Genomic DNA, 23,463 nt, shown 5'->3' with positions numbered 1-23,463 from the left:
CTTCGTCACGCACCGTTCACAAAGACAGACACGGAGGGTGGCGGCCCGCGCGGGGCCCGCCACCCTCCGAAAGGTACGTCCTACGTCAGTCCTCGTCGGACTTGCCGCCACCCATCCCCGAGGAGATCAGCTCCATCACCGAGGAGTCCTGCAGGGTCGTCACGTCGCCCAGCGACCGGTTCTCCGCGACGTCCCGCAGCAACCGGCGCATGATCTTGCCGGAGCGGGTCTTCGGCAGCTCCGGCACCAGCATGATCTGCCGCGGCTTGGCGATCGGGCCGAGCGTGCGCGCCACGTGGTTGCGCAGGTCCGCGATCAGCTGCTCGCCCGCCTCGCCGGCCGCGTCGACCGAGCCGCGCGGGATGGCGAACGCCACGATCGCCTGCCCCGTCGTCGGGTCGGTCGCGCCCACCACCGCCGCCTCCGCCACCGACGGGTGCGACACCAGCGCCGACTCGACCTCCGTGGTGGAGATGTTGTGGCCCGACACCAGCATCACGTCGTCCACCCGGCCCAGCAGCCAGATGTGCCCGTCGTCGTCCTTCTTCGCCCCGTCCCCGGCGAAGTACATGCCCTCGAACCGCGACCAGTACGTCTCGACGAACCGGTTGTCGTCGCCCCAGATCGTGCGCAGCATCGACGGCCACGGCTCGCGCAGCACCAGGTAACCGCCGCCGCCGTTCGGCACCGACTGGCCCTGGTCGTCCACCACGTCGGCCACGATGCCCGGCAGCGGGGTCATCGCCGAACCCGGCTTGGTCTCCGTGACCCCGGGCAGCGGCGAGATCATGATCGCGCCCGTCTCGGTCTGCCACCACGTGTCCACGATCGGCAGCTCACCCCGGCCCACGTGCTGCCTGTACCACATCCACGCCTCGGGGTTGATCGGCTCGCCGACGCTGCCCAGCAGCCGCAGCGAGGACAGGTCGTGCCCGGCGGGGATGTCGTCGCCCCACTTCATCATCGTGCGGATCAGCGTCGGCGCGGTGTACAGGATGCTCACCTGGTACCGGTCGACGATCTCCCAGAACCGGCCCTTGTGCGGGGTGTCCGGGGTGCCCTCGTACATGACCTGGGTGACGCCGTTGGCCAGCGGCCCGTACACGATGTAGGAGTGCCCCGTCACCCAGCCGATGTCGGCGGTGCACCAGTAGACGTCCGTCTCCGGCTTCAGGTCGAACACCGCGTGCGCCGTGTACGCCGCCTGCGTCAGGTAGCCGCCCGTGGTGTGCAGGATGCCCTTCGGCCGGGCCGTCGTGCCCGAGGTGTAGAGGATGAACAGCGGGTGCTCGGCGTCGAACGGCTGCGCGGTGTGCTCCGCCGACGCGGTCTCCACCGTCTCGTGCCACCAGTGGTCCTTCGCCGACCAGGCGACCTCCTCACCGGTGCGGCGGACCACCAGCACGTGCTCCACCGACGGGCACTTCGCCACCGCCTCGTCCACGGTCGGCTTCAACGCCGACGGCTTCCCCCGGCGGTACCCGCCGTCGGCGGTGATCACCACCTTGGCGGTGGCGTCCTGGATGCGGTTGCTCAGCGAGTCGGCGGAGAAGCCGCCGAAGACCACGCTGTGCGTCGCGCCGATCCGGGCGCACGCCAGCATCGCCACCGCCGCCTCCGGCACCATCGGCAGGTAGATCGCCACCCGGTCACCGGCCACCACGCCCAGGTCGGTCAGCGCATTCGCCGCCTGGCAGGTCATCCGGTGCAGGTCGGCGTACGTGATGGTGCGGGTGTCGCCCGGCTCGCCCTCCCAGTGGATGGCCACCCGGTCGCCGTTGCCCGCCTCCACGTGCCGGTCCAGGCAGTTGTACGCCACGTTCAGCCGGCCGCCGACGAACCACTTCGCGAACGGCGGGTTCGACCAGTCGAGCACCTGCTCCCACTGCTGCGCCCAGGCCAGCCGCCCGGCCTGCCGCTCCCAGAACGCCAGCCGGTCGGCGGCGGCCTCGGCGTACGCGTCGGCGGTCACGTTGGCGTTCGCGGCGAGTGCGGCCGGCGGCGGGAACTGCCGCGTCTCGTTCAGCAAGTTGGCCAGTGCCTCGCTCATGCCGTGACTCCCTCGTCGCTCGCGTGACCTGCGTCTCCTACCCCCGCAGAGGTTAGTCGGGGCGGCCGGAGGCCGCGACAGCTCCCCGAACCCACGCGCGCCGAGCGGCCCCCGCCACGCGCCGAGCTGTAAGGAAGGGCCCCCTGTTAACGCATACGGTAGAGAAGGGTCCCCTTCTTACCCGCCGTCCTCGCAGATGGCTAGCGTGGCAGCGTGACCGCTGATCCGCTCGCGCCCCTGCTCGCGCTCGCCGACATCGCCCCCGCCGTCGAGCGGGCCCGCGAGCGCGTCGACCAGGCGATGCGGCACCGCGCGCTGCGCCGGCACGGTGGCCAGGTCGCCGCCGAGGTCAGCCTCCGCTCCGCCGTGGCCAGCGCCGCCCTGGAGGGGTACGCCCACGACCGCGAGTCCGTCCGGGCCGGCACGGTCACCGACCCGGTGAGCCAGGGCGCGCTGCGGGTCGCCGGGGCGCTGCCCGGCCTGACCGAGCGCTGGCCGACGTCGCCCCGGCAGGTCCTCGCCCGGCTGCACGTGCTCGCCGCCCGGGACGTCGTACCCGAAAATGAGCTGGGGCGGCCGGTGGCCGACCCGGTCGTCGCCGCCCGGCTCGACGGCCTGGCCGGGCTCGTCGCCGGCGGCACCGCCGTGCCCCCGCTCGTGCTCGCCGCCGTCGTGCACGGCGAGCTGCTCAACCTGCGCCCGTTCGCCGGGCCGTCCGGCCTGGTGGCCCGGGGAGCCGCCCGGCTCGTCCTGATGTCCACCGGTTTCGACCCCCGCGGGCTCGTCGGCGTCGACGTCGGCCACCGCGAGCGCGAACCCGAATACGTCGGCGCGGCCGGGGCGTTCGCCACCGGCACCCCCGACGGGCTGCGCTCCTGGCTGCGGCACTACATGGCCGCCGTCGAGCTCGGCGCCGACCAGCTCACCGCCGTCGGCGACGAGATCCTCGCCGCCGCCTGACCCGGCTGGCTGACCCGGCTGGCCTGGCCGGGCCGCCCTGACCGCTCGTGGGGCTGCCGGTCAGGCCACGGGGGTGGTGCGCGTGCGGCGGTGCCGGCCGTACCAGGCGATGCCGATCGCCACCCCGACCCCGACGCCCAGCGCCGCCGCGGCGACCGGCACCGCCGGGCGCTCCCGCAGCCGGCGGCCCAGCGGGATCGGGTGCCGGAACTCCAGCACCGGCCAGGCGTTCTCGGTGGCCAGCCTGCGCAGCGCCCGGTCCGGGTTGACCACCGACGGATGCCCCACGCACTCCAGCAGCGGCCGGTCGCTCATCGAATCGGAGTACGCGTACGAGTCGGCCAGGTCGTAGCCGCGCTGCCGGGCCAGCTCGCTGACCGCCTCGACCTTGCTCGGACCGGCCGCGTAGAACTCCACCTCACCGCTGTACCGGCCGTTCGCCACCGCCATCCGCGTGGCGATCACGTCAGTGATCCCGAGCAGCTCGCCGATCGGCCGGACCATCTCCTCCCCGGAGGCGGAGACCAGCACGACGTCCCGCCCGGCGGCCTGGTGCTGCTCGATCAGGGCCGCCGCCTCGGCGTACACGTAGGGGTTGATCAGCTCGTGCAGTGTCTCCGCGACGATCTGGCGGACCTGCTCCACCTGCCAGCCCTTGCACAGCGCGGCCAGGTAGTCCCGGGTCTTGGCCATGGTCTGCTCGTCGGTGCCGCCCAGCCGGAACATCAGCTGCGCGTACGCCGACTTCACCACGTCCCGCCGGGTGATCAGCCCATCCCGGTAGAACGGCCGACCAAACGCCAAGGCGCTCGACTTGGCGATGACGGTCTTGTCCAGATCGAAAAAAGCGGCACTTCGGCCCACGGCGCGAAAGTCTAGCCGGATGGTCTATGGTCGGCGGGTGCCTGGGGTACGGACTCCGGCCCGGCCCCTACGGCGACCTCCTCCACCCCCTGCCGTCAGTGACGGCAGTCACATTCTCCGGCGATGATTTCGCAGGGAGTGGAGGCGACACCACTCGACGTATACCGGTTTGCTCAGGCATGCTTGTTCTTGCGACGCACATTCGCGTTGTCGTACGACAGCAGGCCCTCGGCGATCGCACCCCCCGTGACCGCCGAGCCGGTTCGGCTCAACCCCCCCGGAGCCGAACCTCCCGACGACCCCCGTCTCCCCCCGACGGGGGTCGTCCCTTTCCCGGGGGTAGGCGCGACCGCAGGTCACAGGTCGTCTTCCTCCCCGTCGAGGTGGTCCGCAGGCGGCGTTTCCCCGGCCGGAGGCAGCAGGAAGGCAGCGGAGCCGTCGAACGCCTCCAGGACGCGCGCCGCGTAGTCGTCCGGGGTGTGGGTGTAACGGTTGAGCGTCGTCGACGCCTGCTCGTGGCCCATGACCCGCTGCACCAGGTTGATCGGGACACCGTCGGTGACCAGCCAGGTCGCGTAGGCGTGCCGCAGGTCGTGGAAGCGCATCCCGCCGGCGGACCTGGCCGCCACACAGGCGACGGCTTCCCGCTCGGTGGTGAACTCGGCTGACCACTCGACGCCTTCCTGATCGGTCCAGACCGCGTGGTACCGGTGCGGGCCGGTGGCGACGACCTGGCCGAGCAGGCCGGCGCGGACCAGCGAAGGCAGCCAGACCCGACGCCGGAAGTTCGACCGTCGCAGCGGGCGACCCACCCGGTCGCGGAAGACCAGGGTGCGCGGGTCCGGGTCGTCGGCGACGGCCCGCAGGTCATGAAGCGCGGCGAGCAGGAAGCTCGGTAGCGGAATCTTCCGGACCCCGGCGCGGCTCTTCGGGTACGGGCGCAGCACGATCCCGCCGTGGGTCTCCTCGGCCACCTGGACCACGCGCAGCGATGCCCGGTCGAGGTCGACCGACGACCAGGTCAGCCCGGCGCACTCACCCCAGCGCAGACCGGCCCCGGCGGCGGCGCAGACGATCGCCCGGTGTCGGGGCGGCACGGCGGGCAGCAGCCGGCTGAGGAAGTCTTCCCGGCTGATCGTGACCGGCTTGACGTCGCGGGACCGGTCGCGCGGCAGTTTCACCCCCTCGGCCGGGTTGGTGGCGATCAGCCGAGCCTGAACGGCCGTCCGGAGGATCATCGAGAGGAGCTGGTAGCACTTGGCCACTGTGGAGGGCGCGAGGACCCGACCGAGGCCCGTCACCCACTCCTGCACCGACATGAAGTCGACCTTCCCGAGCGGCCAGTCACCCCACTTTGGCAGGAGGTGCGTGCGGAGCATGGAGACGGTGCGCTCGGTGGTGCGTGCCTCGACGGTCCGGGTGGCGAGCCACTGCTGAGCGAAGTCGCCGAAGCGGAGACGGCCGGCGTGCGGGTTGACGTAGGTGCCCCGGTTGAGGCTCCCCTCGACCTCGGTCAGGTAGGCGCTGGCCTCTCGCTTCGTGCGGAAGCTCTTGGACTTCTGGCCGCCGGCAGGATCACGCCAGCAGGCGCGGTAGGTGCCGGCCGGAGTCTTACGGACGAAGCCCATCAGCGCCTCCGACCGTGCTCGGTGCCGGTCGCGGCGGCCGGTTCCTCGGTGACGCCGTCGAGCCAGGCGTGAAAGCGGGCGCGGGGAATCAGCCAGCGGCCACCCAGGCGGGTCGCCGGAATCGTGCCGTCCCGGACAAGGGCGTACGTGCTGCCCAGTGAGATGCCCAGCAGCTTGGCGACCTCCCGGACGGTGTAGGTGACCGGCCCGAGGACGGCGGCCCCGGTGCGCGGGACGAGGCGTACGACGGGACTCGGGCGGGCGGTGATGCTCATGACGGATGACCTCCCCAGGTCTGTTCGGATCGGGCGGCAGCCGGCGCGGTGCCGGCCGTGGTGGTGCCGAGTTCGTGGGCGAGTTCTTCGCGGCCGGTGGTTCGTCGTTCCCGGGCCATGGCGGCGGCGGAGTTGGCGAGCAGCGCGTCGCCGGTGGTGTGCCAGCCGACCCCGGCGAAGGCGAGGGTGCCGACGATCAGGGTGGTGTCGTCGTGGTCGTCGACGAGCTGGCCGCCGGTTGCCGGGTGCGCGTGGTCCTGGTCCTCGCGTTGCCGGTGGTCGCGGCGGGCGTCGCGCAGGGCTTGGAAGGTGACGGAGTAGCGCCGGGCCTTGGTGAGGAAGTGACCGCCGAAGCCGAGCATGTGCGCCCAGCGGCGCAGTCGGGCGTACGGGTTGGGGTTGGCCGGTCGCGTCGGTTCGGTGTCAAGGGCGGCTTGACGGTGGGCGACGCAGACGGGGCAGGCGGCGTAGCGGGTGTGGGTGCCGCAGTCGGGGCACTCCCAGCGGTCGACGAAGCCCGGTCGGGGCCGGGGGTCGCGGGGCCGCTGCGAGAGGGGGACCGGGGTGCCGGTGGGGTGGCCGAGTCGCCAGCAGGCGTCGATGAGGCGGGCGGTGTGGTCGCCGTCGGGGTCGGCGTGGTCGCCGATGGTGTCGGCGGTGAGCCTGACGGAGCGGTGCCCGGTTACCTCGGTGCTCTTGGTGGCGTACTTGGCAAGGTAGCCGGCGACCATGCTGTCGGTGACCTCACCGTGCCCGGTCAGCGTGATGGGTCGGATGTCGAGCTGCTCGCCCCAGGCGATGGGCCAGCCGTCGGGCCGGTCGGGGTGGCCGGGGGTGGCGAACGCGACCTGTGCGGCGGCGTGGCGGAGCGCGTCGACGAGGTCGGCGACGGTGAACGCGGGCGGTGGTGGGACGACGGCGGCGGGGTCGTCGGGGTTGACGCCGTCGAGGCGTACGAGGGCGTGGAAGTGGACCGCGCCGCGTGCCTGGAACTCGGCGGCCTTGCCGTGGGAGAGCCGGACGGGTGGGACGGTGCGGGTGTTGCCGGAGGCGGTGACGACCTGGACGCGGGGGATGCCGCGGCGGCGGGCGAGCTTGGCGAGGTGCCGTTCCGCGGCCTGCTTGGTGCGGTGCCACAGTTCGCCGGAGTAGAGGTTCCAGACGACCTGGTGGTCGTGGTCGTAGCAGTCGAGGCACAGCGGTTGGCCGAGGACGGCGTCTGCGGGTTCGTGGCGGGCCCAGCAGGCGGCGGGGCGGCCGTGGGGGCAGCGGCCGGCGGCGGGGTCGGTGGCGCGTCGGGCGTGGCAGGGGTCGGGTCGGCAGTCGCAGCGCTTGCGGTCGGCGCAGGTGTGCTTCCGGACGGCCCGGACGTGGACCGGCCCGAAGGAGGGTGCGGTGAAGGTGGGAAACACGGCGGGGTGCCGGGTGACGGTATCGGGGACGCCCTTGCCGCCGACGAGGCCGGCGCGCAGGAGCTGATAGGCGTCGCGCTGGTAGGTGTGGGCGCAGGCGGGGCAGACGGTGGCCCGGCGGTTGCCGCAGGGGGTGTAGATGACCGCGTCGGGCATGCCGTCGGTGTGCCGCTGCTCGACGATGCGGCCGGTGGCGGAGTCGACGGTGAGGAGCTGCCCGGCGAGGCGGATCGGGCGGGTGCAGCCGGCGGCGGCGCGGACGTGTTCGATCCAGCCGAAGTAGTCGGGGCGGGTGGCGCGGATGAACGCGGCCCCGGCGGCGGTGTAGTCGTGGACGGGCGGGATGGTGTCGGCGTTCGAGCCCACCCCCCGGGCCGAAGCGCGGGGGGTGAGGTCCAGCGTCGAGGCCATCAAGCCGCAGCCCCGTTCGGGGTGCGGGTGGTGATGGAGCGTTCGGTGACGATGACCCGGCAGGCACCACACTGGCGCTTGGCCGGCTCGTGCCGGTGGCAGGGGATCTGGACGGTCTGCCCGCCGCAGCGGACGGTGACCGGGGCCCGGCAGGGACCGCCGGGGATGACGTCGACGACGGTGCGCCGGATGTCGTACGGGTGCCCGTCCGGGTGGACGGGGCAGGTGTGGACGACGTGTTCGATGTCGACGATGACGAAGGTCATCGGGCACCACCGGTCAGGGTGGTGAGGAGCTGCCCGGCGACGGCCGGGGTGACGTCGAGCCGGTCGGCGAGTTCGGCCGGGGTGATCGGTGACCCGGTGTTCTGCTCGTGCTGCACGGCCGCGAAGCGGGCCATGGGCAGCAGGTGGGTGGGGACGTCGACCGGCTCCGGTGCCGGCGCGGTGACGGGTTCCGGCGTGGCGGCCGGGGTCGGCTCGGGAACCGGGGCGGGAGCCGGGGCGATGGCGGCCGGCGGGGCCGGTTCGGTGGTGACCGGCTCGGCCACCTGGAGGTGGATGGGTTCGGCCGGCTTGGGGACTGGCGGGGTGTGGTTGTCGCCTGCGGCGGGGGCGAGGACGAGTTTCACCAGGGCCATGAACGCCAGCGCGGGCACGGCGGACAGGAGCCACCCGGAGATGCCGGGCTTGGCGACCGCGAGTTGCGCGGCGAGGGAGAGCCCGGCGGCGGCGATGAGCAGGAACAGCGGGTAGCCGATGGGAGCGCCGACCCGGCGACGTCGGCGGATGGTGAGCAGGCAGGCGATGGGGACGAGTTCGGAGATGACGGCGTTGGCCCAGCCGAACCACTGCCCCGTGCCGGTCGGGGAGTTGGCGAGGGTCCAGTCTTTGACGTGGGTGAACGAGGCGGCCCCGGCGAAGCCGGCGACGGCGATGAGGATGAGGACCAGGACGACGCCCTCCAGTCGAGGGCCGGCGCTGGCCGGAGTCTTGATAGTCATGGTCAGTGGCCTCCGTGGCAGTCGAGGCAGCAGCCGTAGCGGCGGGGGATGTAGTAGGGCTGGAGCAGCCCGCAGACGGCGCAGGTACGCCGGGCACGCAGCGCCTTGCCGATGGCCTCCCGCTGAGCGGGGGTGGCGACCCGCTTGGGCTTGGCGCAGTCGAGGCGGTAGAGGTAGGCGACGCGCTTACCGCGACGCCAGATGATCTGGGCGACGGGGTCGTGTCCGCCGGGGCGCAGGCCGGCGGCCCGCAGTTGGCGGCGGGTGGCCAGGCCGTCGGGTGCCATCCGGTACGGGAAGGTGGGGAACCCGAAGCGGGTGCCGTTCGGGTCGTAGTAGGTGGTCATCACCGGTCTCCCCAGCGCTGCTGGGCGGCCTGGCGGGAGATGCCGAGGCGGGAGCCGATCTCAGCCCAGGAGTAGCCGAAGGCCCGCAGGCCGATGACGGCTTCGGCGACGGCCTGATCGATGGCGTCGGACAGGGCGAGCAGGTCGCGGAGGGCTTCGACGTCTCCGGTGGCGACGCGGCGGCCGTGGGCGCGGATGATGCGTCGGGCGAAGGCGGCGAACTCGTCGTTTTCGACGATCTCCCGGCGCTTTGGCCGGGGGAGGTGGGGCGTCAAGGACTTCTTGACGGTGCTCATCGGTTCTCGCCTCCGGTGGTGTGGAGGGAGTCCCATTTGTCGGCGGCGGCCTCCAGGGCGGTGACGACCTGCTCGGCGGTGCGGGCCGGGTCGTCGTTCCACGAGAAGGGCCAGCCGTGCTCGTCGACGAGGAAGCCGTCTTCGTCGACGTAGAAGATCGGCTCGTGAGTGTCGAGGTAGTCGACGAAAGCGGCGAGGGCGGCCAGAGTGTCGGCGTGGTGGTCGTCATCGAGCTGGTCGAGCTGCAAGAAGTTCTCGACCTGGTGCCCGGTGCTGGCCATGCCGATCGCCCCGGCGGCGCAGGCCGGCGGGGTCAGGTGGTCGGGGTCGGCGTAGTAGGCGCCCTGGTGCCAGCCGTGCCGGCGCAGGTAGAGGGCAGCCATCCGGAGCAGGTCAGCGGGAGTGACCATTCCGGCGATGGGTGGGATTTGGGTAGCCTTCATGGCAACCACGTCCTTTCGCGGGCGTTGGGGAAGGTCGGCAGGACCGGCGTTGCTGCCAGGCGTGGTCCGGTCCTGTCGACTGCTACTGGTTGCGAAGCCGCACGTAGCGGCGGAAACGGGTGTCGTCGCCGCCCATCGGGATGGGCGCGGAGACGAAGGCGAGCCGCCCGGTGCGGTTGGCGGCCTCGAACATCAGGGCCAGGTCCTGCGGGGTGCCGATGACCCACATTTCGGTGTACTGGGCGGCCCGCTGGTTGTTGATGCGAATGACGGCGCGCTCTCGGGTGGTGGTCATGCCGCGATCCCCCAGTCAGAAGAAGAGCCGGTCGGGGTGCTGATGCCGCTGGGACGCCGGACCCAGGCCGCGTAGTCGGCGATGCCGGCGATCTGGGCGTCGGAGAGGTAGGCGACCTTGATGCGGCGGGGGACGCCGCCCTCGGCGATGAGGTAGGCCGCGCCCTGGTTGGTGGGGGCGATGTCGGTGGCGGAGTAGCCCTGCTCGGCCCAGCCGTGGCCGAGGACGATGTTGGAGCTGTTCGGGGTGGTGCAGCGAAACGCGGCGCGGTAGCCGAACAGGTCTCGCAGGCTGGTGGGGATGATGTCGAAGGACGGCCGCTGGGTGGCGGCGACGACGGGGATGCCGGCGGCCCGGCCCCGGGCGACCAGGTCCCGCAGCAGAGCGACGAACTCTTCCTGTTCCTGCTTGCCGCCGATCGTGGCGGAGTAGAAGGCGATCTCGTCGACGAGGACGGTGATGACGGATAGGCCGTCGGCGGCGGTGACCTTGCGCCGCCCGTGGGCACGCAGCCAGGCGTACCGGTTGTTCATCACCTGCTGAAGGCGTCGCAGGACGTCGAGAGCGGCGGTGATGTCGGGGCCGATGAAGGCGTCGGCGCAGTCTTCCCACTGGCCCAGCTCGACGAGCTTGCCGTCCAGCAGCACGAGCCGGGAGTCCGCCGACAGCGCCGCGTGGGCGGCAATGGCGTTGAGCAGGCCGGACTTACCTCCGCCGGGCTCACCGCCGGCGAGGAGGTTGCGGTAGGCGAGGGTGATGTAGACGGGCTGGCCGAACTCGTCGATGCCGAGAAAGATCGGGTCGAACATTGACAGGCCGGGCCCCACCGGAATGCCGGCGGTCGGGGCGGTTGCCGTGGTCATGGGTGCCCTCCTTGGGCGTTGGTGGGCGCGGGAAGCCACACGAAGGAGCCCGTCGGGCTCCCCGCGTCCTGGGGTTGGGTGGGGTCAGATCCAGTCGGAGAGGTCGTCGCCGCCCTCGGGCGACGGCGTAGCGGCCGGCTTGCTGCCGTTGGCCGACGTGGCGGCCGGCTTCCTGGGCTGCTGGACGGGCAGCGCGATGGTGGGGGCCTGGACGTCGGACAGGTCCAGGGCGGTGGGGACGACCGGCGTCGGCCGGTCGGTGGCCGGGGCGTCGGAGGTGATGACGTCGGCCAGCGGTGACGTGACGGTTGCCGTGAGCACCTCACGGCGCTTGATGTCGAACCGCAGATAGGCGGCGTTGCCGTCGGCGGCCCGCTCGACCAGGACGGACGAGGCGTGGCAGGTGACGGCGATCTTGTCGAGGCGGCCTTCCAGGTCCGCCAGGGACAGGCCGGGCCGCAGGTAGACCCAGACCCGCTCGCCGACCGGCGTCGGTCGGGCCCACAGGATCAGCGGGAGGGACCCGGACTGGTTGGCGACGATGAACTGTGCGAAGCACACCCGCAGCCGGTGGCGCACGATCAGGCACCACACCCAGGCGACGACCTGGCGGCGGGATACGGGGACGGCGGCCGGAACGCCGAGGACGACGGCGACGACGGCCAGGGTGACCAGGGTCGAGGTGTGGGTGGCGAGCTGCACCCAGCCCGCGAGCAGCAGAGTGGACAGGACGATCTCGGGGGTCCACCACCACAGCAGCCGCAGCACCGGCCAGACACGGACCAGGAGCCAGGCGAGGAAGCCGCACGGGACGCCGACGGCCACGCCGACGAACAGCCCGATGATCGGGTGTACGTAGGAAGCGGCCACCACGGCCGTCAGGATGCCGATGATGACCGCAGCGAGGATGAACGCCATCCGGGCGTTCCGGGCCGAGGACCGGTGGACCTTGGCCTCGATGACTGTCACGGTTCCGGTTGACTTCCGCCCGAACGAGCGGCGAGAGCTAGACTTGGACATGACACGTCCTCCCAAGCGATTGGGCTGGATGGGTTGGAGAGCCCGGGGCCGGCAGGTGTAGGAGCCAGTACCGGCCCCGCGCTCGAAATCACTCAGGCCGCGCAGCGACCTTCACGCCTACAAGCAGGCGACCAGCAGCGCGGACACCCACAGGCAGGCCGCGTGCAGGGACTGATCCGCCAGGTACATGCCGCAGATCGGGGCCTGACGGTCGGCGAAGTCCGGGCTGCCGGTGTGGATGAGCAGCCACCGAACCGGCCAGCGCCGGTCGAGGATGGCGTGGGAGACGGCGGAGAAGCCGAGTCCGGCGACGAGCCCGACGACGGTGACGGGCAGGCCGAGCGCGACGATGGCGATGGCGATGGCCAGCATGACCGCCACGACGAGGTGATAGGCCACGACGTGGCCCAGCAGGTGACGCCAGCCGTCCCAGCCGGGAGCGGCCTTGTGGGCGGCTTGCTTGTCGGACTGGCCGAAGACGTGGTCGGCCACCTGGTGGCCGGCGGAGAAGGTCGCCGCGACGACGGCGAATACGATGGCAGAAACGAGCATGACAACCACTCCCAACGACAGTGGGCGAACGGGTTGGAAAGGGCAGACGGGGCCGGCAGGTGTAGGAGCCAGTACCGACCCCGCGCCACAATTGATGAGGGCAACCACGGGTTGCCGAGGCCGGGAGAGTAGGAGCCAGTAACGCTCCCGGACTCAAGGTGGATCAGGAGAGCGGACCGTAGGCCGCTTCAGGAGACACCGCAGGCTTCACACAGCACGATGTGCGAAGGACTACTTTGCCGCCGAACCAGCCTTCGGCTTCAGCGAGATCGCACGGAACGCGACGCCGTTACGCCCGTTGGTCGCCCACGGGATGGCCTCCAGCTGCTCGACGTCGATGAGCTGTCCCACCATCACGCTCGGCTTCTCACCCGCCGTGGTAATGGAGATGACCTCACCGCCGGTCTCGTCGAGAACGAAGACCTGGGTGGACCACATGAGCCGGCCCGTTCCCTTCTCGGATCGCTGGTTGCCGTTCTGGTCGTTCTTCGGCTCGGGGTCCCTCGACACCGTCACCTGCTTCGCCTTGGTGTCCACGTACAGCTTCACTTTCGAACCTCCTGTGTCTCGGGCCAGATGGTGAGCTTGTCCCCGGTGGACTTCTTGCTCGTGGCCTCTGCGGATAAGACTCCCGGAAAGCCGAGGACACCCCATCCGGTGAGCTGGACGACTAGGGGACGTCTAGGTTATCTTCTACTCGTCCCTAGTCGTCCCTTGAGGAGGGTCGAATGGCGAACGACCGGCTACGCGATGCCATCCTGCGCAACGGCCTCACCCCCGGCGCAGTGGCCGAAAAGATCGGCGTCGACCCGAAGACGGTGGAACGGTGGATCACGCAGGACCGGATTCCGTATCCCCGGCACCGGCACGCAATCGCCGCGATCGTGCGCGAAGACGAGCCGTATCTGTGGCCGGATGCGGTGACGCCGGAGAAGGCGTCGAAGATCGGGCAGAGTGAATTGATACGGCTCTACTCCCGGCGTTCCTCTGTTCCGTACGACCTGTGGGGCCGACTGATCGAGCGGGCGCAGAAGCGAATCGACGTACTGGCCTACGCCGGCCTCTTCCTCGTGGAGCAGAATCCGAGGATTGTCGACGTCCTGCGTCAAAAGGCCGTTGACGGCGTCAAGGTGACGATCCTTCTCGGCGACCCGACCAGCGAGGCGATTGAGCGTAAGAGCGTCGAGGAAGGTGCGCCCGGCGTGATGGCCGCAGAGATTCGTCAGGTCCAGCACTACTACAGCCGGCTTGAGGGTGCACCCGGGGTGACGGTGCTCTACCACGACACGACGCTGTACAACTCGATCTATCGGTTCGATGACGAGATGTTGGTCAACATGCACGTGCTCGGGTTCCCGGCACCACACGCACCTGTGATGCACCTGCGCAGGCTCAACGGCGGCGACTTGTTCGGCACCTACTCCGACAGTTTCGACCGGGTCCTGATGGCCGCGAAGCCGCAGCCGAGCGGCGAGGTGGCAACCTAGGACCATGGCGAGAACCGAGCACTACCACGACCCGAACGCGCCGAAGGCCAACAGCATCGTCGTGGCCGTCTCCGTCTTCGTCCGAGACGAGGGCGGCCGGGTGCTGCTCATTCAGCGCACTGACAACGGCCTGTGGTCGTTGCCTGGCGGTGGCCAGGAGATCGGCGAGTCGGTCGCGGGGACGGCCGTCCGGGAGACCCGGGAGGAGACCGGCGTACGGGTCGAGGTTACCGGGATGGTCGGCGTCTACTCCGACCCCGATCACGTCATCGCATACTCGGACGGCGAGGTGCGGCAGCAATTCTCGCTCTGCCTGCGAGCCGTACCCGTCGGCGGCACTCTGACCCCGAGCGACGAATCAAGCGACGTCCGATGGGTCGCCCGCGACGAGCTGGGCGCGCTCGACATCCACCCGTCGACCCTGCTCCGCATCACCCACGGCTACGAGGACCGCCCCGAGCCCTACATCGGCTGAGCGACACTGCCGGAGAGCCGGCGCTGAGTCCGCTGCACGGCGGCGACCATCTCCGGCTCCGCCCGGCAGATGAACCGGGTCACCAGGTGCTCCGGCCCGTACCGCGACCGGATCTCCGCCAGCCGGTCCAGCACCTCGAAGTCCTGGCCGTCGGGTCCGGTCGTCATGTCCGAGAAGCAGAGCGCGTCGGTTACCGGCGTCTCTTCCCGAGGGAACTCGGCGGCCAGGACGTCACCGAGCCCGCGTTCTTCCGCTTCCAGCCACGCGCAGGAGTGGTGCGCCACGAGAGCGGCAATCCGCTCGTTGAACCGCTCGCGGCGAAGCCAGCGGCCACCGTCGAGGGAGTGGAAGCCGGTGTCGACGAGGTCGGGGCTGTAGCCCACGTCATGCAGCCACGCGGAGGCTACGAGCACCTCCCGATCCTCGGCGGGGACTGCCTCGCTGATCCGGTCCGCTTTGGCGGCGACCGCCTGGACGTGACTCCACCGCCGAGGCAATGGCGTCTCCAGCAGGTGTCGCGCAACTTCCCGGGCGGTATCGACGAGGGCGGCCATGCCGTCAGGGTACGGAGCGCACTCGGCCCACGCCATCCCGTGTCCGGACGGCGGCGAGGCGGGGCCGGCCCGGCTGCCGGCGAAGTGGTTCAAAGTTTCTGTACGTCTTCAAGGCGGCCCTTGACGGGCCGCACGCGCCGCCGCCAAGGCGCGTGTCCGTCGCTGCGCTGGCGCTCCGACTCCGGCCACGCAACACGCCCGGCGGCTGGCGCGGAGGGCGGGTAGCCCGGTGGGCCGCCGGATGACGACAGGCCGTTTCCCGGTGGGGTGGTGGGGCCGGCAGCCGGCCGGGCCGCGCGGCCAGCAGCCCGCGCGGCGTGGGGGAGCGCACGCCGGGTCCGTCGGCGGCTGCCGGGTGGGTGGCGGGGTTGCGGTTACTGCGCCTCCGGCGGGGGCGCTCCGGCTCCAGGATGGCCGGGGGTCCGTCGGCGGCATGCGGTCCGTGGGTGGTTGCGGTGGGAGCCATCCCGCCCACCGTCGACCCGGGCGAGCCGAGCAGACCACCGCCCGACCCGCCAGCGTCCGTACAGGCGTCAAGGCCGTCTTGACGTGGCGGGCCGGGCGGCGGCCCGCTCCCCAGGAGGGCGGGTCGACGGCAGACGGGATGGCACGAGGGCCGACTAGGGGCGTGAGGGGTAGGTTTCGCAGAGTGGCTCGCAACAGCCGTAACCGGCGCTGTGGGCGTCATCGGTATTGCTGGAACGTTCGCTGCCAGTTGGCAGCAGCAGCGCATGCATCTGCGCTTGGCCAAAGATGCCCGTGCCCAGCAATTATGGGACATGGCGCGGAGCGAGAGGAAGAAAGCGTGCAGCGAATACCTCACGTCTTCCGCCGTACTCGTCAGCAAATATCTAGAGCTGTTGATGGCCCCTCAAGGTCACTCTATCCGACCTGCCCTCCTGGAGGAGTCCCGGCAGCTGTCATCCCTGCTTGAGTTGGCCGAGACGGAAGCAAGTATTGTCGGTAATCATGAACTGGACCAATCAAGCATTCAAGGCGTCGCTTCTACGGCTGCAATTGCTTGCAATGAAGGTCGATTTCTCAGACGACTCTCCATCGATGGAAGAAGTCACAACTCTAGTGGAGACTCTGACTGGGTCACGGCTCAGACTCTTGGAAGCGGTTAGAGCGGACCTCGCAGTAGGCGCGAGCGGGGAAGACAGTAGATGTCGGTGGTGATAGTGGGCTGGGAGTGCGGGTGAGTTTTTCTCAGCCTTTTGGTGGTTCTACTGCTCGTTCAAATCGCTGACGCCAGAGACCTGCGCGGATGATGCCGCATGATGTGCAGAACAACCAAGAAGGACAGACCCGCTTGACCCCCCGCCTAATAGACGAGGGGTCAAGTCGGCCCGACTTAGCGAACGGCACGAAGAGGCCGTCGCAATGGTTCGAAAGGATGAACTACGTCTTCTTCAAATCCAGCAATAATTGCGATCTCGGCAGGACTTAAACCCTTGGCCAGTAGTGCATCACCGATACTCTGCGGGAGCGTTGGGTGCTCCTCAGGAAGCTCATCACTTACTGGTTCCCGGGTTCGCCATCCCCGCGCGCTCAACGTCTTATAAAGATTGGTCCGCTGACCCGCCCCCAGCACACCCAGTTCAGAAGCGCGCTCAATGATGGCCTGCATTGAAACGCCCCACTCGCGCTTCAGGTCAACCAATCGACCAAGGCTAAGGTTGCGCAACTGTGGCTTGATAAACTCGGCAGGCATAAGGAACTCCGCCCCGAACTTGCTGGCCTCCTGCTCGATTGTTTCGGAGACATACGAGGAGTGAAGGCACAGGTGGCCAAGTTCATGGGCCAACGTAAGTCGCTTGCGATCAACTGGAACTCGGGAGTTCAGCAGAATAATAGGATGTTCGCCGATCCACTGCGACAAGCCATCTACACGAGGAGTGCCGAAATCCTCCTCGATAATTAGGCACCCGGCAGCTTCCATCCATTTTGTAAGTGATCGCACAGGCCCTACCGGCATGCGCCACTGCATCCGCACAAGCCTCGCCGCATTTGGCGGATCTATGTCTATAGGATCGAAGGTTGGAATCCTCTGATCCGCCCTTATCGAGACATCCTCAAAAAGATGCCGAGCGTGCATTCGATACATATTTAGCTTAGCTTCAAGTTGTCTCCAAATAGTTGGCTTCGCTGTTGCTTGTCGCCGCATGTGCACGTCAATCGCCATAGCGCCGCGTAGCCTTCCTGCGGTTTGCAGGAAGGCTACGGTTACGCCAAGAGCTTTGGCCAACTTTTCCAGAACTGCCGCATCCGGTTCTCGCTGGTCGTTCTCGTAGCGAGACAGGGCGGCCTGCGTAACGCCGGCCGCCTGCGCCAATTCACCCTGGGTCAGTCCGCGTGCTCGGCGTGCGGTCACCAACGCTTCGCCGAGGTAGCTCATTACTCCTCCTGATTCTGATTGCCATCCGCGACACCGGGGAGGCGCCGGTTGAAGTCGATCAGAGGGGCCTTCGGCTCCGCCGTCGGAGTGACCGGGAAGGGTCGGACCTCGCCGCCGGTGCGCGCCTCGCCCGCAAACGGCAGAGGGCGGCACCAGATCACCTTGTCGCGGCTGGCGCGCAGCGAGAGCACCGCTTCTCCCATGTCCCGCTCTTCCTTCTCCCAGATGTACCCGGCGCAGAGCCGGATGACCTCCAAGCCCTCGAAGGCCTCCTGGCCCTGAGTGAAGAAGGACATGGCCGCCAGCGTCGGATATGTACTAATTTCCCCGGATTGCCCGTGGCGCTTGATGCGCAGCCTATACCGGACGCCGACCCACAGCTCCCGGCTGGGTTCCTTGTCATGCACGTACACCTCACTGAGGTGATCCAACTCTCCAACGAGGTGGGTCCAGAGGCGGTCGTGGATCCAGTTCGCCAGCCCCCGTTCCGTAGAGTCCGCCACCCACAGCGGGTTCTCCCGTCGGTACTTCAGCAAGTCGCCGCGCGCCGCCTGCGCCGCGCGACCCATCCCGGTGATGACCTTGTCGCCCAAGTCTTCGAGAACCTGCTCGAACGTGGGGTGCGAAATCATGCCGGAAAATATACCAGCCTCGTCGCACGGGTGTGCGACTGCAGCAGGGGCATCAAGTTACCCAGCCGTGCCGACAGCCCTCGAAGCGCGGCACTCAGACGACGAGCAGTGTGCTGCAAGATCGTCTGGCACAAGGTGGGCACAGCTCGCCCAGGCCAAGGGGCGGTCTACGTTCGAGTTGGTCAGGATCGGCCAGATGGGTTCAGGGTTAGAGTCTCGGCGTAGCGAGCCGGCTCGGTGAAGCCTCGATGTGCAGCAGCTCGGTGAGGACCGTCATCCACTGGGTGTGGTCAGCTGGCAATGCCAGCTCGGCCCTACCGCCGATCGACAGGAGCGGTGACAGCAACAGGCCTGGACAAGGACGCGTGCTGGCGGGTGAGTGCGGACAAGCGACCGAGGTCACGAACGCCGGCAGACGACGCTGGACGGCCTGCAGAGAGCTTGTAAGCGAGCTATCACAATCCGGGAGGGTTGTCCGGGCAAGCCGGTCCCGCTGCCTCGCCTCAAGGCGGGGCTGCCTCACGGCCTGCGCACTGCACGCCCGGGCGCCGGTGGGGCTGCCCATGCCATCCTTGGCGTTGCGATCAGAAAAGGAAAGGTGCTCGTCGCTGTGGGTAGCCCCGTGATGTCTATGAGCCAGTACGTTGACGAGATTCGGCACGCTGTTACAACTCTGCTCCCGCTCATATGGGGTGAGTACGAGACGCTCCAGAACCTCGAAGCGCGACTTGATGGGCTCCGCAAGCAGATGGAGGCCGAGTATGGGAGGGCGGCGTGGCTCGCGTTGAACGCTGAGGACGCTGAGGACGTGGGGCTAGCAACCGGTATGCAGTGGGACGCGTACTGGGGTCCGGACAAGGAGCATCACGACCAGAGTGCCGCGCTGCCCGACCTTCAAGCCGCAGTTGACGTTCACCGGTTCTCGACCGACGCCCTAGCAGCTGCCCTGATTCAGTACGGCAAGCAGGGAATTTCTGCCGTCCACGGCGGACTTGATCCTTCACCGGACGGTCGGCAGATCGGCAACTCTCAGCGTCTCAAGAACGTCGTCTGGCAGGCGCGGAACCAGGCGCTCCACTGGGAGGACCGGAGCTTCCGCAAGTCGGTCACGGCCTGCTTCGACGCGCTTGCTGCCGAGGTCGACCCGGTTTTCCGTGACTACCCCCAGCGCAACATGAGCTTCGAGGTCGTCAAGTTGCTCGGGTGGCGCTCATCGAGTGCGTTTGAGGCTGATCTGCTCAGCCTCGCTTGAGCTAGGCGGCCGGCTACTGGCCTTCTTAGCGGTGGATCGGTGAGGCCTATCCTCGGGCACAAGCCGGGCACAGCTGACGCTGACAAGGGCTGTTGAGCGGTGTAATGCAACGAGAGACCTCGCCCGGGTCAGGACGCCGATCCGTCAAATCTAAGGCGATCCACAGACCGTCGGAGAAGTCCAGGGCTCAAGCCCTCGGCCACGGACAACGCCACGCCCGCCGACCATGCCAAAGGCCTGACTGCGACCTAGCTGGCCGCAGGCGTTGAGTCGTCGTCATTCGCGTCGCGGATCGGTATTCGCCCCGGCCATCTTTCCGGCTCCAAGTTGTTCTCTCTCCGCCAGCGGGAGCCCGATGAGTCGCGGAAGTACACGGCGAACGTCGGAATGAGGAGTATGCCGCGCTCCCACTCAGGTCCTGCGAGCTTCTTCACCAATTCCCTCTGGCCAGATGGTCCGATGACATCGACCTCAGGCAGCAGGATCTCCGGCTGGTGCCGGAGGGGTGTAAGCAGGATGGAGATGGCCCGGATCGGCGTCACGCCATAGTTGTGGACCGTCACTGTCACGCGAATTGAACCACCACCACGGCGCTCGACCATGGGGTCCGAAACCACCACGGAGCGCGGACCCGCGAGCATCGCCTCTGCCCTCTCCGCAGCCAGTTCGGCACGTGCCTGACGCGTCTGCTCGCGCTCGTGGATTAGTAGCCATGCGGCGGCCCCGGCAGCGGCCAGGCCGGCGAAGACGCCGAAGATGCTGCCCCAAGCCTGCATCCAATCGGTGATCTTTGGCTGTTCCTCGCCCGTCGGTGCTCGATAGCCCATCGAGATGGCGAACATACTGAGGACCAGACCGACGCTGCTCAGCACGACGCAGCCGACGAGCAGGCGTCGGGTATTCAGAGAGGGCTTCTTCACGCGTGCATCTTGCCGGGTTCCGCCGCCGGCGCTGTCGGATGGGCGACATCAGGCCGGGCTTCGCGGGCGGCCACACGGGTTTCGGGGGAGGACATCCGTAGGTTCACTTCCGCGTAAGGTCGCAGAGACTCAGCCCGACGACGTCGGACGAGACGCGCTGGAGTTGTAAGCCAGACGTCAGGCAGCGAGGCAGCCAGAAAGCAGCGAGAGCTTCGATGCGAGTCGACCCTAAACGTCAATCGACGAGGCACCGAGCCTGCTCGTCGACGCCGGACGTCACCCGCTGGCAAGGGCTGACAGCTTGCGACCGCATCCCCCCGACGGGGGTCGTCCCTTTCCCCGTCCCGTTTCGCGCCAGGTGGAGGCGCATTTCCCGGTTCGGCCGGGCCAGGCGACAGGCGGAAAGTCAGCGAATCGTCAGCGAACGGCAGCCGAACACGGTCGGCGTAGTCGTCGGGCGTGCGCTGATCCACTCGTGCTGATCGAAGCCGATCATGCGTCGTGTTCAGGTAGGTGGTCACCAGCCGGCCCGCTCGGCGGGAGCTTGCTGGCACGTACCAGGATCTGCGTTTGCGCACCTCGACGGCCCGATCGGGAGAGCTTGACCCCTTCGACCCAGATCCACTCATCGTGGGGCGGGCGGTTGACCACCAGCCGGACCCCCGTCACCCACAACCGCACCGGCCCGTCAGACGGAAGAAGGCGGTCGTCCGCGTCGATGTCCAGCACCGCGCCGAGTCGTACCCGAATGTCAAACACCACGTCTCCTCACCGCCGGGCCCGCGTTGGTGCGGGGCGGCGTGCTGTCGGGTTTGCGTCGTTGGATGTGGAGGCCGGCGATCTGTGCGTAGATCTCGCGCTTGGCCAGGGCGTTGCGGGTGGCCGGGTCGATGACGTAGCCGGTGAGCCACACCCAGCCGTGGTACGTGGGCCGTTCGTCCACCGACGTGACCCGCAGCCACAGCGCCCGGTCGCCGTTGAACTGCACCGACGCCCGGCCGTCGATCAGGACCAGGTCGCCCGGTGTCGGCACGCCCAGTCGACTCGGCGCGGGTGCAGGCGTGCGGGGCACCGAGGCGGGAGGGCCATTCACGGGCCGTCGTTCGGGTCGCGGCCCCACGCAGCACCCACCCCGGGCCAGCCTCAGCACGCCGCCGAACGACCGGAACCCGCGCAGTCCAGGCAGGACCGTCGAGCAGGTGCGTCCTTCCAGCCCTCACCGAATCGGCAGGCGGTCGTTACGTTCAGTCTTGTCATGGACGCAGGTTGTGACGCGATCTGCCTGGTCACCCGGAAAATCCTTCCGGGGTCACGGTCGGTCGAGGGGAGATGGTGAACCGGTGCGCGGGAGAACCCACAACCTGACCATCGGCGAACGCGTCGCCTGGTACCGCTACCGACGCGGCCTGTCCCAGGAAGTCCTAGCCGGACTCATCGGCCGTACCGCCGACTGGTTGGGCAAGGTCGAGAACAACCGGATCGAACTGGACCGGCTCTCCGTCATCAAGTCCCTCGCCGAAGTCCTGGACGTGACGCTCGGCGACCTGCTCGGCGAACCTTCCCTGCTCGACTGGACCGGCGACAGCGGCACCGCCACCGTCCCCGCCCTACGCGCCGCCCTGATGAACTACCGCGCCCTCGGCCCCTTCAGCGGCGACCTGGGTGCGGAACCACCGACCATCGCTGCGCTCAAGAAACAGGTTGGCGCCCTCTGGGACGCCTACCAGGAGTCTCGATTCGGGTACGTCACCGGTCGCCTACCTGACCTACTCGATCGCGCCCAGGCCGCCGTTGACCACCACGACGGCGACGACCAGGACCACGCCCGCCGACTACTCGGTTTGGCATACCAGCTTGCCGCGACCCAGCTCACCAAGCTGGGAGAGAGTGACCTCGCGTGGATCGCCGCCGACCGGGGCTTGGCCGCCGTCCGTCCCACCGGCGACCCGCTCGTCACTGGTTCCCTGTTCCGCTCCGTCGGCCACGCCCTGCACGCCACCGGCCGCTACGCCGAAGCCGTGCGCCTCACCGAGGACGCCGCCGGCTACCTTGAGCCCCACCTGAAGAACGCCACGCCAGCGCTGCTCTCCGTCTACGGCACCTTGTTCCTGTCCGGCTCGATGGCCGCCGCCCGCGCCAACGACGCCGGCACCACCCGCACCTTCCTCGCCGCCGCCGACCAGGCCGCCGGTCAACTCGGAGCCGACGCCAACCACCTCTGGACCGCGTTCGGTCCGACCAACGTCGCCATCCACCGCGTCGCCACCGCCGCCGAACTGGGAGACCTGCAAGTCGCCATCGACCTCGGCCCGCGCGTCGACACCACCGGCCTACCGATGGAGCGCCGGGTACGGCACGCCCTCGAAGTAGCCCGCGCATACAGCTCGTGGAACCGCATCGACGACGCCCAGGCCGCCCTGCTGGATGCCGAGCAGATGGCACCCGAGCAGGTCCGCCACCACTTCCTCAGCCGCCAACTCGCCCTGACCTGGATCCGCCGACAGCGCGGCAAGCCCTCCGCCGAACTGGTCGGACTGGCCCAGCGGCTCAAGGTGCTCGACTGAACCCAGCCCATCTAGGCTGCCCTGGTGACGGCCAATGACATGCCACCCGTGGCAACCCCACGCGTCGCCGCCGGCGCCCTCTTCTTCGATGACGAAGGCCGTGTGCTCCTCGTACGCCCCAGCTACAAGGACCACTGGGACATCCCCGGCGGCTACGTCGAACCCGGCGAGTCACCCCGGGCCGCATGTGTACGGGAGATCGGGGAAGAACTCGGCCTCACCACCGCTGTCGGCCGCATGATTGTGGTCGACTGGGCACCCGCCGAGGGCGAAGGAGACAAGCTCCTCTTCATCTTCGACGCCGGATCTCTCACCACGAAGCAGGAACAGGCCATCCGTTTCGTCGACGGAGAGCTCACCGAGTGGCGCTACGTGACACCGGAGGACCTGGACCGGCACGGGCCGCCGCGCCTGGCTCGCAGGCTCCGTACGGCGATCGCAGCGCGCAACGGCAGCAACGCCACCTATGCGGAGCACGGCATTGCACCGTCGGGCACCATGTCGCCGAAACAATCTCAGTAGGGATCAAGGCGCTCCGCGTGGCGCGGGTCGGGGCGCGGCAACCGGCTCCTACAGAGCCGCCGCCCCGGCCTCCTACTGTGCCGGGGCGGAAAGTCAGCCGGCCCGCAACCCACACCCCGCCCCGCGCGTCAACCCTGGGTCCGTGAAGGGAGCCGGTGACGAGTCCCGGAGATGACCGGGACCATGCGACAGCTCTTCCTTCTGTCTCTCCCAGCCTTGGTGACGGCTCACCGCAGACCG

Annotated in this window: 27 protein-coding genes; 6 read left to right on the top strand and 21 right to left on the bottom strand. The window is 69.0% G+C overall.

Annotation, left to right across the window (positions count from 1 at the left end; translation table 11 throughout):
* Positions 1 to 85: 85 nt before the first annotated feature.
* The gene (acs, locus tag ACVMYR_RS02230; RefSeq protein WP_457121001.1) at positions 86 to 2,050 is read right to left on the bottom strand and encodes an acetate--CoA ligase; all 1,965 of its coding nucleotides are present in this window, start codon (positions 2,048 to 2,050) and stop codon (positions 86 to 88) included.
* A 213-nt stretch (positions 2,051 to 2,263) separates the two neighbouring features.
* Between acs and ACVMYR_RS02225 the strand changes: the two genes are divergently transcribed.
* Complete coding sequence (locus ACVMYR_RS02225) at positions 2,264 to 3,010, top strand: oxidoreductase (RefSeq protein ID WP_457121000.1); 747 nt, start codon at positions 2,264 to 2,266, stop codon at positions 3,008 to 3,010.
* A 60-nt stretch (positions 3,011 to 3,070) separates the two neighbouring features.
* Here ACVMYR_RS02225 and ACVMYR_RS02220 read toward each other — a convergent pair whose 3' ends face one another.
* The 14 genes from ACVMYR_RS02220 to ACVMYR_RS02155 form a co-directional block, all read right to left on the bottom strand.
* Complete coding sequence (locus tag ACVMYR_RS02220; RefSeq protein WP_077935689.1) at positions 3,071 to 3,874, bottom strand: HAD family hydrolase; 804 nt, start codon at positions 3,872 to 3,874, stop codon at positions 3,071 to 3,073.
* A gap of 356 nt (positions 3,875 to 4,230) precedes the next feature.
* Positions 4,231 to 5,502 (bottom strand): tyrosine-type recombinase/integrase, encoded by a 1,272-nt coding sequence (locus ACVMYR_RS02215; protein ID WP_457120999.1) that lies wholly within the window; start codon positions 5,500 to 5,502, stop codon positions 4,231 to 4,233.
* Positions 5,502 to 5,777 carry a helix-turn-helix domain-containing protein gene (locus ACVMYR_RS02210; RefSeq protein ID WP_457120998.1) on the bottom strand — a complete coding sequence of 92 codons (276 nt, stop codon included), beginning with the start codon at positions 5,775 to 5,777 and terminating at the stop codon, positions 5,502 to 5,504. Before ACVMYR_RS02210 ends, ACVMYR_RS02215 begins: the two co-directional genes overlap by 1 nt.
* Entirely contained in the window at positions 5,774 to 7,600 is a 1,827-nt protein-coding gene (locus tag ACVMYR_RS02205; protein WP_457120997.1) for a replication initiator, read from the bottom strand. The genes ACVMYR_RS02210 and ACVMYR_RS02205 overlap by 4 nt, the downstream gene beginning before the upstream one ends.
* Entirely contained in the window at positions 7,600 to 7,866 is a 267-nt protein-coding gene (locus ACVMYR_RS02200; protein ID WP_457120996.1) for a hypothetical protein, read from the bottom strand. Before ACVMYR_RS02200 ends, ACVMYR_RS02205 begins: the two co-directional genes overlap by 1 nt.
* Entirely contained in the window at positions 7,863 to 8,603 is a 741-nt protein-coding gene (locus ACVMYR_RS02195; RefSeq protein WP_457120995.1) for a hypothetical protein, read from the bottom strand. The genes ACVMYR_RS02200 and ACVMYR_RS02195 overlap by 4 nt, the downstream gene beginning before the upstream one ends.
* Positions 8,604 to 8,605: 2 nt before the next feature.
* Positions 8,606 to 8,950: an RRQRL motif-containing zinc-binding protein gene (locus ACVMYR_RS02190; protein ID WP_457120994.1), complete on the bottom strand. Its 345-nt coding sequence runs from the start codon at positions 8,948 to 8,950 to the stop codon at positions 8,606 to 8,608.
* A complete protein-coding gene (locus ACVMYR_RS02185; protein ID WP_457120993.1) occupies positions 8,950 to 9,246 on the bottom strand; it encodes a hypothetical protein in 297 nt (98 codons plus the stop codon). Before ACVMYR_RS02185 ends, ACVMYR_RS02190 begins: the two co-directional genes overlap by 1 nt.
* A complete protein-coding gene (locus tag ACVMYR_RS02180; protein ID WP_457120992.1) occupies positions 9,243 to 9,689 on the bottom strand; it encodes a DUF6197 family protein in 447 nt (148 codons plus the stop codon). The genes ACVMYR_RS02185 and ACVMYR_RS02180 overlap by 4 nt, the downstream gene beginning before the upstream one ends.
* Before the next feature lie 82 nt (positions 9,690 to 9,771).
* Positions 9,772 to 9,984, bottom strand: coding sequence for a hypothetical protein (locus tag ACVMYR_RS02175; RefSeq protein WP_457120991.1), 213 nt, complete (start codon positions 9,982 to 9,984; stop codon positions 9,772 to 9,774).
* Positions 9,981 to 10,847: an FtsK/SpoIIIE domain-containing protein gene (locus tag ACVMYR_RS02170; protein ID WP_457120990.1), complete on the bottom strand. Its 867-nt coding sequence runs from the start codon at positions 10,845 to 10,847 to the stop codon at positions 9,981 to 9,983. Before ACVMYR_RS02170 ends, ACVMYR_RS02175 begins: the two co-directional genes overlap by 4 nt.
* An 84-nt stretch (positions 10,848 to 10,931) precedes the next feature.
* A complete protein-coding gene (locus ACVMYR_RS02165; RefSeq protein ID WP_457120989.1) occupies positions 10,932 to 11,867 on the bottom strand; it encodes a hypothetical protein in 936 nt (311 codons plus the stop codon).
* A gap of 117 nt (positions 11,868 to 11,984) precedes the next feature.
* Positions 11,985 to 12,419 (bottom strand): DUF3307 domain-containing protein, encoded by a 435-nt coding sequence (locus tag ACVMYR_RS02160; RefSeq protein ID WP_457120988.1) that lies wholly within the window; start codon positions 12,417 to 12,419, stop codon positions 11,985 to 11,987.
* Positions 12,420 to 12,650: 231 nt separating this feature from the next.
* Positions 12,651 to 12,968 (bottom strand): hypothetical protein, encoded by a 318-nt coding sequence (locus ACVMYR_RS02155; RefSeq protein ID WP_088998260.1) that lies wholly within the window; start codon positions 12,966 to 12,968, stop codon positions 12,651 to 12,653.
* Positions 12,969 to 13,147: 179 nt separating this feature from the next.
* Here ACVMYR_RS02155 and ACVMYR_RS02150 point away from each other — a divergent pair, with 179 nt between their 5' ends.
* Positions 13,148 to 13,906, top strand: a complete 759-nt coding sequence (locus ACVMYR_RS02150) for an XRE family transcriptional regulator (protein ID WP_457120987.1) — start codon at positions 13,148 to 13,150, stop codon at positions 13,904 to 13,906.
* 4 nt (positions 13,907 to 13,910) lie between these two features.
* Positions 13,911 to 14,381, top strand: a complete 471-nt coding sequence (locus ACVMYR_RS02145; RefSeq protein ID WP_457120986.1) for an NUDIX hydrolase — start codon at positions 13,911 to 13,913, stop codon at positions 14,379 to 14,381.
* On the opposite strand, the gene ACVMYR_RS02140 is transcribed toward ACVMYR_RS02145, so the two are convergent.
* The 3 genes from ACVMYR_RS02140 to ACVMYR_RS02130 form a co-directional block, all read right to left on the bottom strand.
* Complete coding sequence (locus ACVMYR_RS02140) at positions 14,369 to 14,935, bottom strand: HD domain-containing protein (RefSeq protein WP_457120985.1); 567 nt, start codon at positions 14,933 to 14,935, stop codon at positions 14,369 to 14,371. The genes ACVMYR_RS02145 and ACVMYR_RS02140 overlap by 13 nt on opposite strands.
* A gap of 1,354 nt (positions 14,936 to 16,289) precedes the next feature.
* Positions 16,290 to 17,333 carry a helix-turn-helix domain-containing protein gene (locus ACVMYR_RS02135; RefSeq protein ID WP_457120984.1) on the bottom strand — a complete coding sequence of 348 codons (1,044 nt, stop codon included), beginning with the start codon at positions 17,331 to 17,333 and terminating at the stop codon, positions 16,290 to 16,292.
* Positions 17,333 to 17,965, bottom strand: coding sequence for a hypothetical protein (locus tag ACVMYR_RS02130; RefSeq protein ID WP_457120983.1), 633 nt, complete (start codon positions 17,963 to 17,965; stop codon positions 17,333 to 17,335). Before ACVMYR_RS02130 ends, ACVMYR_RS02135 begins: the two co-directional genes overlap by 1 nt.
* 598 nt (positions 17,966 to 18,563) lie before the next feature.
* Between ACVMYR_RS02130 and ACVMYR_RS02125 the strand changes: the two genes are divergently transcribed.
* Positions 18,564 to 19,217 carry a hypothetical protein gene (locus ACVMYR_RS02125; protein WP_457120982.1) on the top strand — a complete coding sequence of 218 codons (654 nt, stop codon included), beginning with the start codon at positions 18,564 to 18,566 and terminating at the stop codon, positions 19,215 to 19,217.
* Between the two features lie 248 nt (positions 19,218 to 19,465).
* On the opposite strand, the gene ACVMYR_RS02120 is transcribed toward ACVMYR_RS02125, so the two are convergent.
* From ACVMYR_RS02120 to ACVMYR_RS02110, 3 genes are all read right to left on the bottom strand, one after another.
* Positions 19,466 to 20,137 carry a hypothetical protein gene (locus tag ACVMYR_RS02120; protein ID WP_457120981.1) on the bottom strand — a complete coding sequence of 224 codons (672 nt, stop codon included), beginning with the start codon at positions 20,135 to 20,137 and terminating at the stop codon, positions 19,466 to 19,468.
* Between the two features lie 492 nt (positions 20,138 to 20,629).
* Positions 20,630 to 20,896 (bottom strand): hypothetical protein, encoded by a 267-nt coding sequence (locus ACVMYR_RS02115; protein ID WP_457120980.1) that lies wholly within the window; start codon positions 20,894 to 20,896, stop codon positions 20,630 to 20,632.
* Positions 20,889 to 21,170 carry a hypothetical protein gene (locus tag ACVMYR_RS02110; RefSeq protein ID WP_457120979.1) on the bottom strand — a complete coding sequence of 94 codons (282 nt, stop codon included), beginning with the start codon at positions 21,168 to 21,170 and terminating at the stop codon, positions 20,889 to 20,891. The genes ACVMYR_RS02115 and ACVMYR_RS02110 overlap by 8 nt, the downstream gene beginning before the upstream one ends.
* A 307-nt stretch (positions 21,171 to 21,477) precedes the next feature.
* Between ACVMYR_RS02110 and ACVMYR_RS02105 the strand changes: the two genes are divergently transcribed.
* Both ACVMYR_RS02105 and ACVMYR_RS02100 read left to right on the top strand, forming a co-directional pair.
* Entirely contained in the window at positions 21,478 to 22,701 is a 1,224-nt protein-coding gene (locus tag ACVMYR_RS02105; protein WP_457120978.1) for a helix-turn-helix domain-containing protein, read from the top strand.
* Between the two features lie 24 nt (positions 22,702 to 22,725).
* The gene (locus ACVMYR_RS02100; RefSeq protein ID WP_457120977.1) at positions 22,726 to 23,223 is read left to right on the top strand and encodes an NUDIX domain-containing protein; all 498 of its coding nucleotides are present in this window, start codon (positions 22,726 to 22,728) and stop codon (positions 23,221 to 23,223) included.
* The last annotated feature ends 240 nt before the right edge of the window (positions 23,224 to 23,463 follow it).

The organism is Micromonospora sp. PTRAS2 (assembly GCF_054052245.1).
The sequence above is the reverse complement of the archived record's forward strand: the minus strand, read 5'-3'. Positions and strand labels throughout refer to the sequence as shown.